General features: G+C 71.8%; 11 protein-coding genes. 4 read left to right on the top strand and 7 right to left on the bottom strand.

The window, feature by feature from the left end:
* Positions 1–166: 166 nt before the first annotated feature.
* Positions 167–997: an SAM-dependent methyltransferase gene (locus tag ACIBJF_RS14920; RefSeq protein WP_399174110.1), complete on the top strand. Its 831-nt coding sequence runs from the start codon at positions 167–169 to the stop codon at positions 995–997.
* 446 nt (positions 998–1,443) lie between these two features.
* Entirely contained in the window at positions 1,444–2,832 is a 1,389-nt protein-coding gene (locus ACIBJF_RS14915; RefSeq protein WP_399174109.1) for a S1 family peptidase, read from the top strand.
* 102 nt (positions 2,833–2,934) lie between these two features.
* Here the strand turns inward: ACIBJF_RS14915 and ACIBJF_RS14910 are convergent, their stop codons facing one another.
* Positions 2,935–3,120, bottom strand: coding sequence for a hypothetical protein (locus ACIBJF_RS14910; RefSeq protein WP_356315144.1), 186 nt, complete (start codon positions 3,118–3,120; stop codon positions 2,935–2,937).
* Between the two features lie 99 nt (positions 3,121–3,219).
* On the bottom strand, positions 3,220–4,368 hold the full coding sequence (locus ACIBJF_RS14905; RefSeq protein ID WP_399174108.1) for an ROK family protein: 1,149 nt from the start codon (positions 4,366–4,368) through the stop codon (positions 3,220–3,222).
* A gap of 126 nt (positions 4,369–4,494) precedes the next feature.
* On the opposite strand from ACIBJF_RS14905, the gene ACIBJF_RS14900 reads away from it, so the two are divergent.
* Positions 4,495–5,697 carry a Gfo/Idh/MocA family protein gene (locus ACIBJF_RS14900; RefSeq protein WP_399174107.1) on the top strand — a complete coding sequence of 401 codons (1,203 nt, stop codon included), beginning with the start codon at positions 4,495–4,497 and terminating at the stop codon, positions 5,695–5,697.
* A gap of 31 nt (positions 5,698–5,728) precedes the next feature.
* Here the strand turns inward: ACIBJF_RS14900 and ACIBJF_RS14895 are convergent, their stop codons facing one another.
* A complete protein-coding gene (locus ACIBJF_RS14895) occupies positions 5,729–6,424 on the bottom strand; it encodes a L,D-transpeptidase family protein (protein WP_399174106.1) in 696 nt (231 codons plus the stop codon).
* A 456-nt stretch (positions 6,425–6,880) separates the two neighbouring features.
* On the opposite strand from ACIBJF_RS14895, the gene ACIBJF_RS14890 reads away from it, so the two are divergent.
* Positions 6,881–8,269, top strand: coding sequence for a pyridoxal phosphate-dependent decarboxylase family protein (locus ACIBJF_RS14890; protein WP_399174105.1), 1,389 nt, complete (start codon positions 6,881–6,883; stop codon positions 8,267–8,269).
* Positions 8,270–8,282: 13 nt separating this feature from the next.
* Here the strand turns inward: ACIBJF_RS14890 and ACIBJF_RS14885 are convergent, their stop codons facing one another.
* The 4 genes from ACIBJF_RS14885 to ACIBJF_RS14870 all read right to left on the bottom strand — a co-directional run bounded on the left by ACIBJF_RS14885 (position 8,283) and on the right by ACIBJF_RS14870 (position 11,819).
* Positions 8,283–9,071, bottom strand: a complete 789-nt coding sequence (locus ACIBJF_RS14885; RefSeq protein WP_399174104.1) for an SDR family NAD(P)-dependent oxidoreductase — start codon at positions 9,069–9,071, stop codon at positions 8,283–8,285.
* A gap of 31 nt (positions 9,072–9,102) precedes the next feature.
* The gene (locus tag ACIBJF_RS14880; protein ID WP_399174103.1) at positions 9,103–10,017 is read right to left on the bottom strand and encodes an SDR family oxidoreductase; all 915 of its coding nucleotides are present in this window, start codon (positions 10,015–10,017) and stop codon (positions 9,103–9,105) included.
* An 87-nt stretch (positions 10,018–10,104) separates the two neighbouring features.
* Positions 10,105–10,734 carry an MBL fold metallo-hydrolase gene (locus ACIBJF_RS14875; protein ID WP_365331311.1) on the bottom strand — a complete coding sequence of 210 codons (630 nt, stop codon included), beginning with the start codon at positions 10,732–10,734 and terminating at the stop codon, positions 10,105–10,107.
* A complete protein-coding gene (locus tag ACIBJF_RS14870) occupies positions 10,734–11,819 on the bottom strand; it encodes an S-(hydroxymethyl)mycothiol dehydrogenase (RefSeq protein WP_399174102.1) in 1,086 nt (361 codons plus the stop codon). Before ACIBJF_RS14870 ends, ACIBJF_RS14875 begins: the two co-directional genes overlap by 1 nt.
* Positions 11,820–11,902: the final 83 nt, after the last annotated feature.

The raw sequence follows: 11,902 nt of genomic DNA, 5'->3' as shown, positions 1-11,902 counted from the left end.
TACAACCCCACCCTCGATCGACAAACATGCCGATCATGGCAGGCCTGCACACTCACCATCACCGTTTCACGGATTTCCCAACGGAGTCCTGAAGGCCGGGGCATCCTCGGAGGAACCCGGTGAATCCCTCGTCCGGCAACTCATCCGTACCCAGGAGCTGACCCACGTGACCGACAACCCGGCAGCCTCCGACGACGTGGCCGTGTCGCTTGGTGCCCGCATCAACACCAGCCAGCCGCACACTGCTCGGATCTGGAACTACTGGCTCGGCGGCAAGGACAACTACGAGGTCGACCGCGCGGCCGGCGACCAGATACGCCAACTGCATCCCGGCGTCGGGGAGTACGCGCGTGCCGACCGGCTGTTCCTGGGCCGTGCGGTGCGTCACCTGGTCGGCGAGGTGGGCATCCGGCAGTTCCTGGACATCGGCACCGGGCTGCCCACCGCGGACAACACCCACGAGGTCGCCCAGCGGATCGCGCCGGAGTCGCGGATCGTGTACGTCGACAACGACCCGCTGGTGCTGGCGCACGCGCGTGCCCTGCTGACGAGCACGCCCGAGGGCCGTACCGACTATCTGGACGAGGACCTGCGCAATGTCGACGCGATCTGCGAACACGCGGCGAAGACGCTGGACTTCAGTGAGCCGGTGGCGCTGATGCTGCTCGGCGTGGTCATCTTCATCGGCGACGACGAGGACTCGTACGGGCTGGTGCGGCGGTTGACGGACCGGCTGCCGGCGGGCAGCCACCTGGTGCTGTCGCACACCGTCACCCACCCGGCGATGCCGGACGTGGACGAGGCGGTGAAGTTCTGGAACGAGCACGGCACGCCGAAGCTGACCCAGCGCACTCCCAAGGACGTGGCCCGCTTCTTCGACGGTCTCCAGCTGCTTGAGCCCGGTGTCGTGTCCTGCTCGCGCTGGCGCCCGGAGGACGCGGACGGCGCCGAGCCGGAGGAGGTCGCGATGTTCGGCGGGGTGGCCCGCAAGAACTGAGCGCGGGCCCGGGGACTCCGGGAAGCGCTGAGCGCGGGCGAGCGGGATCCCGCAACGGCCCGGCGCGGGCAAGGACATCACCCAAGCACCCAGCGCGAGCAAAGGGGATCCCTCCAGCGCCCAACACGAGCAAGGACATCACCCAAGCACCCAGCGCGAGCAAAGGGGATCCCTCCAGCGCCCAACACGAGCAAGGAGATCACCCAAGCACCCAGCACGGGCAAGCGGGACCCACAAGCACCCAGCCCTGGCGAGAGGAAGCCCGGAAGGGCTTCGCGTGATCTCGAGGGAACCCCCGAGAGCCGGGTCCGAGCGGGGGGGGATCGTCCCTGCCGGTGAACGCCGAGGCCGTGGGCCGCGTATGGAGGTGCGGGCCCTCGACGACCCGAGGGCTCCGCGCCGCCGGCACGGGCGGCGCGCGTTCGGTTCGGCTTCGGGAGCCCTGCATGCGGCACGCACGACGACGGATCGTCAGGCGGGTGACACGCCTGGCGGCGGTCGGCGGACTCCTCCTGGGCGGCGCGATGGTCGCCCAGGCGGCCATGGCGAGCGAGACACCGCCGGCCGCCACCAGACCGCTCGCCTCCGCGTCCGGCGTATCCGGCGCCGGGAACACCGGGGCCGCGCTGGTGGCGCGGCTCGGCACGGCGCGGACGGCGGGCAACTGGATCGGCGCCGACGGGCGGCCGGTCGTGGCGGTGACCGACGAGGCGGCGGCACGGGAGGTGCGGCGCGCGGGCGCCGAGGCGAAGGTCGTCTCGCACAGCATGAACGAGCTCAAGTCGGCGACGGCGGCGCTGCGTTCGGCGCCGCGCGTGGCGGGCACCGCGTGGGCGGTGGACTACCGGACCAACCGGGTCGTGGTGAGCGCGGACAGCACCGTGTCCGCGGCCGACTGGGCCGGCATGACCCGAGTGGCCGCGAAGGCGGGGAGCTTCGTGCGGATGGAGCGCACGAAGGGCACCTTCACCACACGGCTGAACGGCGCCCAGCCGATCCTGTCCACCGGCGGGCGCTGCTCGGCCGGGTTCAACGTGACCAACGGGCAGAGCGACTTCATTCTCACGGCCGGTCACTGCGGTCCTACGGGATCCATCTGGTTCGCCGACAACCAGGGGAATCAGCAGCTCGGCCGGACGGTGGCCGGCACCTTCCCCGGCAACGACTTCTCGCTCGTGCAGTACGCCTCCGGCAGGGCCGGTGACGGCGCCGACGTCGTCGCGATCGGCGGCGGCAACGGGGTGCGGATCACGGGCGTCGCCGATGCGGCGGTGGGGCAGCGGGTGTTCCGCAGCGGCAGCACCAGCGGCCTGCACGACGGGACGGTCACCGCGCTGAACGCGACCGTCAACTACCCCGAGGGGACGGTCACCGGGCTGCTCCAGACCGATGTGTGTGCCGAGCCCGGCGACAGCGGCGGTCCGCTGTTCTCCGACGGGATCGCGCTCGGTGTGACCTCGGGCGGCAGCGGTGACTGCACGGCGGGCGGGACGACGTTCTTCCAGCCGGTGACGCGGGCGCTGGCGGCGCTGAACGTGAAGCTCATCGTGTCGGCGCAGAACGCCGGAGGTGCCACCGGCAAGGCGTCCCCCGCGCCGTCCGCCTCCGCCGCGCAGGGCGCGGTGGCGCCGAGCGCGGCCTCGCCGGGTTTCTCGGCGCCGGTGACGGGCGCGCAGGGCCAGACGCTGCTGGCACGGCTGACGGACACCCGGAACATCGGTCCCGGGCTGCTGGTCATCGCGGGCAGTCTGATCGCGCTGGTCGCGACCCGCTACATCCGGGCCGAACAGGACCGCAAGGCCTATCAGCGGTACTACTCGGCGACCTGGGGCTGACGCGGGCGCCGGGCCGGCACCGGCCCGGCGCGGGCGACATGCGAAGGGCACCCGTGCGCTCACGGGTGCCCTGGTGGATACGGCGCGGTCCGCGCGGGGCGGTCAGGCCGCCTGCTGCGACCGCGGGGTCGCGGCGGCCCACTCCATCACGAGGCGCTGGTACTCCGCGCGCTGCTCGGTGGTCAGTGTCCCGCCCGACCGGCGCCACAGGGCCCTGATCTCCTCGTTGACCTCCGCGGCCGAGCGCTCGGGGGCGGCTTCAACAGTGGTGGACATGCTGTGAAGCATATGCCGATCGAGGTGAAGGCGCTGTGAGTAAGTACACCCGAGACGGACAATCCGGACGTGGTGCTCATCACGTCGATGTGTCAAGTGTGCGGCGGGAGTTCACACCGGGCCCTCACCCAGTACCAGCACCTGGATCGCCAGCACCGCGGCCCCGCGTGCCCAGTCGTGGAAGTCGGACACCTTCGTCTCCAGGTCGACCGGGTCGGCCAGCGGATGCCGGTGGGCGCCGATCGTGTCGCGGACCGTGTTCCCGGCCACATCCATCAGGCCGACGCCCTCTCCGGCGAGGAGGATCTTCTGCGGCATCGCGAAGTTGGCGATCTGTGCGACCAGGGTGCCGAGGGCCCGGGCGGCCTCGTCGATCACCCGGAAGGCCATGGGCTCGCCCGCGGCGGCACCGGCGAGGATCTCCTCGTAGGTGGTGTCACGGCCGGTGGCGGCGCGGATCTGGTACTCGATGCCGGCGATGGTGAGCAGGGACACGGCGCTGCCCCGGACGCCGGCCGGGGTGAGCGGGCCGTTCGGGTCGATGATCCAGTGGTGGCCGAAGCCGTGGCCGTCCTCCGCGAACGGTACGCGCCTGCCGCCGAGCACCAGCCCGTAGCCGATCCCCGCGCCGAGGGTCAGGACGGCGAAGCGGTCGAGTCCGCGGCCCGCGCCGAACCAGGTCTCGGCCTCGACCAGGGCGGCCACGTCGTTCTCCACGACGACCGGAAGTCCGGTGCGCTCCTGGACCAGCGCCCCGAGCGGCACGTCCCGCCAGCCGAGGAACGGCGACTCGGCGACCACCGCGCGCTCGCGCACCAGTCCGCCCGCGCCGATGCCGATGCCCGCGGGGGCGGGGTGCCCCTCGGCCAGGGCGGCCGCCATCTCCGCGAGCAGCGCGGCGACCGCGTCCGGGTCGTGCGTGGTCAGCGGCCGGTCGAGCCGCCCGGTCACCTCACTGCGCAGGGTGGTGACGACGCCGTAGACCATGTCGCCGGTGATCTTGAAGCCGAGGAAGGAGCGGGCGTCGGCCACGACGTCGAGCGGCTGGGACGGGCGGCCCTGACGTGCCTGGGCCGGGCCGGCCGTCTCGGGGGCCTCGGCGAGCAGCCCGGACTCCAGGAGCGGCTTGGTCAGCCGGGTGAGACTGCCCTGCGAGAGCCCGAGGCGCCGGGCCAGCTCGGTGCGGGACAGCGGCCCGTGCACGAGCACCTCGATCGCCACGGTGCGCTCCGCGGGGCTCAGCGGCAGCCAGCTGGTCATGGACCCGGCCCTCGTTTTCTTCCGATCCTGAAGTAATCGGCCCCACCTTAAGGGCCGAGAGGCACATCAAGGAAGGCGCTGCCCGCCCCTTGACGGTTGGATTCTTCCGCGTCAAAAGTAAACGGCATGACTTTCTCTCTCGGCATCGTCGGCGCCGGACAGTTCTCCGGTCAGTTCGCCACGCTGTTCCAGGCCCATCCCGGCGTCCGTGACGTCTACGTCACCGACCTGCTGCCCGAGCGGGCCGAGCGGCTCGTCGCCACGCAGGGTCTCGCCGGCACCTTCCCGTCGTACGAGGCCATGCTGGAGTCGCCGGCGGTCGACGCCGTCGCGATCTTCACCCAGCGCTGGACGCACGGCCCGCTGGTCCTGCAGGGCCTCGGTGCCGGCAAGCACGTCTACTCCGCGGTCCCCATGGCGGTCACCACGGACGAGATATCGGCGATCATCGACGCGGTACGGGCGACCGGGCTGACGTACATGATGGGTGAGACCAGCCAGTACAACCCGGCGACCGTGCACGCCCGCAACCAGATCGCCGAGGGTGCCTTCGGCCGGCTGTTCTACGCCGAGGGCGACTACGTCCACGACATGGACCTCGGCTTCTACGAGGCGTACCAGTACAGCGGCGGTGAGAGCTGGAAGACGACGGCCAGCTATCCGCCGCTGCTGTACCCGACGCACTCGGTGGGCGGGGTGCTCGGCGCCTGGCAGACGCACGCGGTGAGCGTGTCGGCGATCGGCGTCCGAGACGATCGCGGCGACGGCGTCTTCGATCGTTCGGTCAGCCAGTTCGACAACGACGTGTCCAACGCGACCGCGCTGTTCGAGGTGGCGGGCGGCGGATCGTTCCGTACGAACGAGTTCCGGCGGGTCGGCTACCCCTCGCACATCCGCGAGTCCCGGTTCCGGTTCTTCGGCACGGAGGCCAGCATGGAGCAGCTGGCGACGGTGGCGCTGTGGCAGGACAAGAACGGGGTGAAGGACATCAGCGAACTGCTGGAGCCCAAGCCGACGCTGGCCCCCGACGATCCGTCCCTGACGCACATCGCGCCGGAGCTGCGGGCGGCCTTCACCTCCGGTTCGGCGCCGGTGCACGACCGGTCCAGGCTGCCCCGGGAGTTCGACCAGCTGCACAACGGCCACGAGGGCAGCCACCACTTCCTCGCGGACGACTTCGTCACCGCGGTCAACACCCGCTCACTGCCCTCGGTGAACGCATGGGTGGCCGCCCGCTACACCCTGCCGGGCATCGTCGCGCACGAGTCCGCTCGGCAGGGCGGGGTCCGGCTTCCGATCCCCGACTTCGGGGACGCGCCGGAGGTGTGACGGTCCGGGCGGCGACGGCTCGGGGGCCGGCTCAGGTGCCCGGCTTGCGGCCGTAGACGAAGACGTCGTCGCCCGTCTTCAGCAGCGACCAGTAGGCCTTGGCGTCCTTGGTCGTCATGTTGACGCAGCCGTGCGAACCCGGCGGGTTCCACATGCTCAGGTTGACCGAGTGGAAGGCCTGGCCGCCGTCGAAGAACTGGCTGTAGGGCATCGGCACGTTGTAGATGGTCGAGACGTGGTCGATGTCCCGCCAGTAGATCTTCTTCAGGCCGGTGCGGGTGGTGTAGCCCTTGCGGCCGGTGCGCACGGGGACCGGTCCGTAGACGAGCTTGTTGCCGTCCTGGATCCAGCTCAGCTGGAGCGTGAGGTTCACGCAGGCGATCCGGCCCTTGTTCACCGGGCACTTGCCGTCCTTGTTGGGGTTCTTCCCGACGGCCTTCTGCTTGTTCATCAGATCCATCACGCCCCAGGTGACGGGGCCGGCGTAGCCGATGTCGGGCGTGATGCCGTATTTGTCCTGGAATGCCTTGATGGCCTTGCAGTCGGAGGCGGACTGCTTGCCGTCGACCGTCAGGCCGAGGAACTTCTCCACCTGCTTCTGGTACGGCCCCGTCTGCGTGGTGCAGCTCGCGGCCTGGGCCGGTGCCGCGGTGAAGGCGAGCGTGAGCGGCGCCACCAGTCCCGTGACGCCCAGCGCGACGACACCTCGTCTGCGTGTGTCCCCCATGTGCGACCTCTTCTCCCCATCTCGCCCAGGGCCTGCCCCGGGTGCTCCCCTGCGCGATTCCCGCGATGTCGGACTACTAGACCTCCGTGGGGGGTTGGACGGTTGTGGTTCCGGCCAGGCTGTGACGAAACGGTGAACTTCCCCGCCGCGCGGCCGCCACGCGCCACCCCGCGCACGGACGGGGAGCGCTCCACCACCCGGGCGTCAGCGCCTCGAGAAGACCGGCCGGTTCTCGACGCCCGGCGGCGATGGCGGCGGCCCCGGCCGGGTCTCACCGTCGTCCCTGTGCACGACCCGCGGGCACGCGGCAGGGTGGCCCTGGCCCGGTGGGCGGAGAGGCCGATGCGGTTGGCGGTTCCCCGCGTCCCTTCAGGGCCCTCATCCCCCGCCCCGACCAGTCCAGTTCCCCGCGATTGGACCGGGCCGGCGGCCTCCCCGTCCCTCTACGCTGCCCCCATGCACCCCACCCTCGCCGGCGATCTCTCCCGGCTCCTTGAGCTGCTCCAGTCCGCCCGGGACTTCGCCGCCGGTGCGGCGGCAGGACTGGCCGAGCGGCCGGTCGCCGTGTCCGGACCGGCGCCCGCGTCGGAACCGCTTCCGGAGGACGGCGCGGGCGCGGACGCGGCTCTCGCGCGGTTCGCCGAGCGGTGGGCGCCCGGGTTCTCCGGCTCGGCCGGCCCACGCTACCTGGGCTTCGTCACCGGTGGTGCGACTCCCGCGTCCGTCGCCGGGGACTGGCTGACCTCCGCGTACGACCAGAACCTGTCCGGGGCGGGCGGTTCCTGGGCGCAGGAGCTGGAGCGGGAGACGGTGGCCTGGCTGCGCGAGCTGTTCGGGCTGGACGAGGCGCACAGCGGGGCCTTCGTGACGGGGGCGACGGCCTCCAACACGGTCGGTCTGGCGATCGGCCGGGAGTGGCTCGGCGAACGGCTCGGTGTGGACGTCTCGCGGGAGGGCGCGGCGGCGCTCGGCCCGGTCGAGGTGCTCTCCGGCAGCCCCCACTCCAGCGTGACCAAGGCGATGTCCGTGCTGGGCATCGGCCGGGACCGGCTGCGGAAGGTGCCGCTGCTGCCCGGCAACCGGGAGGCCGTGGACGTGACCGCGCTGGAGTCGGCCCTCGCGGAACTGCACGGCCGGCCGGCGATCGTCGTGGCGAACGCGGGCACCGTGAACACCGTCGACTTCGACGATCTGCGGGCGATCGCCGCGCTGAAGCGACGCTACGACTTCTGGCTGCACGTCGATGCCGCGTTCGGCGGCTTCGCCGCGCTCTCCCCCGCGTACGCCACGCTGGTCGACGGTCTCGACGCGGCCGACTCGGTCTGCGTGGACCTGCACAAGTGGCTCAACGTCCCCTACGACGCGGCCGTGCAGTTCACCCGGCGCCGCGACCTTCAGGTGAAGGTGTTCCACAACGCCTCCCCCTACCTCGGCCTGCCCACCGGCGAGCCGGACTTCCTGCATCTGACGCCGGAGAACTCCCGCCGGCTGCGCGCCCTGCCGACCTGGTTCTCACTGGTGGCCTACGGACGCGCCGGGCACCGGGAGATCGTGGAACGGAACGTGGCCCTGGCCCGCCGGCTCGGCGCGGGCATCGACGCGCTGCCGGGCCTGCGCCTGCTGGCACCGGTCCGGCTGAACGTCGTGTGCTTCACCCTCGCCGAGGACCCCACACAGGAGCGGGTCGACGCGCTCGCCCGGGCGGTCGCCGTGTCCGGGGAGGCGTATGTGACGCCGACCGTGTACGGCGGGGTGCCCGGGCTGCGGGCCGCGTTCAGCAACTGGCGCACCACCGAGGCCGACACCGAGCGGGTGCTTCGGGTGCTGGCGGCGGCCTCCGGCTGACGGTTCAAGGTGCTCAGGGGCGGCGCAGGGCCGCGCGGAAGCCGGTGTTCACCGCGGTGAGTCCGCCGTCGACCACCAGGGTCGTGCCGGTGATCCAGGCGGCGTCGCGGGAGGCGAGGAAGGCGACCGCGGCGGCGATGTCCTCGGGGTCGCCGACCCGGCCGAGCGGGTAGAGCGGGCGCAGCGCGGCGAGTTCGTCGTCGCGCCCCTCCCACGCCGAGGTGCGCACCGTGCCCGGCACCACGAGGTTCACCCGCACGCCCCGGGGTGCCGCGTGCCCGGCGAGGGTTCGGGTGAGCGAGCCGAGGCCGGCCTTGGCGGCGCTGTAGGCGTGGTTGCCGAAGTCCTGCAGGCCGTTGACGGAGCCGATGCCGACGATCGCGCCGCGTCCGGAGGCCGCGAGGTGGGGCAGGGCGGCGCGGCAGCAGCGGTAGGCGCCGGTGAGGGTGACGTCAAGGTCCAGGGCCCATGCCTCATCGGGGTCGTCCTCGAAGAGCGGGACGTCCGGGGTGCAGTGGGCGGCGCAGTTGACCAGCACGTCGAGCGAGCCGAACGCGGCCACGGCGCGGGCGACGGCCGCCTCCACCGAGGCGCGGTCGGCGATGTCGCACGCCAACGCCTCGGCGGCGAGGCCCTGTCGGCGCAAGGCGGCAGCGGTCCGCTCGGCCTCGGGCAGGTCCTGGTCGGTGACCAGGACCTGCCCGCCCTCCTCGGCGAGCCTTCTCGCGACCGCGGCCCCGATGCCGCGGCCCGCGCCCGTGACGAGAACTCCGTGCCCTGCGAAGCGGGTGTGATCAGTCATGCGGTGACCGTACGGCCCCGCGGGTGTCCTTTCACCGGTATCCGGTGACGTCGGCCGGCTTGCCCGCGTCCTGCACCTCGACCAGGTACCGCCAGGCGTCGGGCCGGCTGCCGTCGAGGTCGGTAAAGCCGTACTCCTGGGCGAGGTGGCCGCTGGAGAGCGACTGCCCGTTGAAGCGGGCCACGTCGGAGTCGGCCGCCAGGGCGGCGACGGCGCGGCCGACGTAACGCGGGGTCTCGGAGATGGCGAAGTGCGGTTCGCGGTCGAGGGCGTCGCGCCAGTTATCCTCGCGGACGCCGTACGCGTCGAGCATCAGCTCCGAGCGCAGCCAGCCCGGGGTCAGGGCGACGGCGGTGGCGCCGCGCGGGCCGAGTTCGTGACCGAGGGCGAAGGCCATGCGCAGCACGGAGGCCTTGGCGAGGTCGTAGAAGAGGTTCACGCGGTAGGTATCGCGGTTGTAGTCGGCGGTGCCGTCGGTCATCTCCACCACCAGGCCGCCGGGATGGCGCAGCAGCAGCGGCAGCGCGAAGTGGCTGGTGATCGCGTGTGTCTCCACCCCGAGTCGGAGCAGCCGGAGCCCGCCCGCGAGGTCGTGCTCCCAGACCGGTGTGTCCCACTCGAAGAGTTTCTCGCCGCCCCAGATGTCGTTGACGAGGAGGTGGAGGCGGCCCTGGTCGCGGTCGATGCGCTCCACCAGGGCGCGTACGGCGGACGGGTCCAGGTGGTCGACGGCGACGGCGATGCCGGTGCCGCCGGCCGCGGTGACGAGGTCGGCGGTGTCCTCGATGGTCTCGGGGCGGTCGTACTCCGAGCGGCGCTCGCGTGTGCTGCGGCCGGTGACGTAGACGGTGGCACCGGCCGCGCCGAGTTCCACGGCGATGCCGCGTCCGGCGCCCCGGGTCGCCCCCGCGACCAGTGCCACCTTGTCCTGCAGCGGTCCTGACATGTCCGGCCTCCCGTGTGCGGTGACTGCTGTCGCCGTCCACTGTCACGGGAAAGCCGGACATCTTCTGTCGGTATTGCCGGCGCGGTGTCAGTGTCCGCGCTTGATCCACTCGTCCAGGTGCGGTGCCTCGGCGCCGATGGTGGTGGAGTCGCCGTGGCCGGTGAGGACCTTGGTCTCGGGCGGGAGGGTGAGGAGCTTGTCGCGGATGGAGTCGATGATCGTCGGGAAGTGCGAGTACGTGCGTCCGGTGGCGCCCGGGCCGCCCTGGAACAGGGTGTCCCCGGTGAAGACGGTGCCGAGCGCGGGGTCGTACAGGCAGACGGCACCGGGGGCGTGGCCCGGGGTGTGGATCACGGTCAGGTCGGCGCCGGCCGCCTCGATGACCTGGCCGTCCAGGAGGTGCCGGTCGGGGTCGCGGTGCGGGTGGGTCGTCTTCCACAGCGGCAGGTCGTCCGGGTGCAGCCAGATGGTGGCGCCGGTCAGGTCGGCGAGTGCCGGCGCGGCGTTGATGTGGTCGTTGTGGGCGTGGGTGCACACGATGGCGATCAGGTGCCGGTCGTCGACGGCGCGGGCGATGGCCTCGGCGTCGTGGGCGGCGTCGATCACGATCACCTCCCGCTCGTCGCCGACGATCCACACGTTGTTCTCGACGTCCCAGGTGCCGCCGTCGAGAGTGAACTGCCCGGAGGTGACGAGGCGTTCGATGCGTACGGTCATCAGAAGACCACCACCGAACGCAGTACGTCGCCGCCGTGCATCCGCTCGAACGCCTTCTCGACCTCGTCCAGTCGGATCGTCTCGGTGACGAACGCGTCGAGCGGCAGCCGGCCCTGGAGGTGCAGGTCGATCAGCATGGGGAAGTCACGGGAGGGCAGGCAGTCGCCGTACCAGCTCGACTTCAGGGCGCCGCCGCGGCCGAAGACGTCCAGCAGAGGCAGTTCGAGCTTCATCTCGGGTGTGGGGACGCCGACGAGGACGACGGTGCCGGCGAGGTCGCGGGCGTAGAAGGCCTGCTGGTACGTCTCCGGGCGGCCGACGGCCTCGATGACGACGTCGGCGCCGAAGCCGCCGGTCAGCTCGCGGATCGCCGCGACCGGGTCAGTCTCCTTGGAGTTGACGGTGTGGGTGGCGCCCAGGGTCCGGGCCTTGTCCAGTTTGCGGTGGTCGATGTCGACGGCGATGATCTTCACCGCGCCGGCGAGGTTCGCCCCCGCGATGGCCGCGTCGCCGACCCCGCCGCACCCGATGACCGCGACGGAGTCGCCGCGGCCGACGCCGCCCGTGTTGATGGCGGCGCCGATTCCGGCCATGACCCCGCAGCCCAGCAGACCGGCGACCGCCGGGGAGACGGCCGGATCGACCTTGGTGCACTGACCGGCGGCTACGAGCGTCTTCTCGGCGAACGCGCCGATGCCCAGCGCCGGCGAGAGCTCCGTGCCGTCGGTCAGCGTCATCTTCTGCTCGGCGTTGTGCGTGTCGAAGCAGTACCAGGGCCGCCCGCGCAGACAGGCCCGGCACTGCCCGCACACCGCACGCCAGTTGAGGACGACGAAGTCGCCGGGCGCCACATCGCTCACGCCCTCGCCGACCGACTCCACCACACCGGCGGCCTCATGGCCGAGGAGGAAGGGGAAGTCGTCCGAGATGCCGCCCTGCTTGTAGTGCAGGTCGGTATGGCAGACACCGCAGGCCTGGACGCGCACCACGGCTTCGCCGGGCCCCGGGTCCGGCACCACGATCGTCTCGACCCGTACGGGCTCGTCCTTCCCCGGTGCGATCACGCCGCGCACTTCCTGCGCCATGGTCTGGCCCCTTCCTCGAATGCCTTCGGTGCCGACCCTACGCGCGACCGATCGGTAGCGGGGCGGGCGCCTCGCCGGACGCG

The organism is Streptomyces sp. NPDC050743 (assembly GCF_044456925.1).
Taxonomy (GTDB): Bacteria; Actinomycetota; Actinomycetes; order Streptomycetales; family Streptomycetaceae; genus Streptomyces.
The sequence above is the reverse complement of the archived record's forward strand: the minus strand, read 5'-3'. Positions and strand labels throughout refer to the sequence as shown.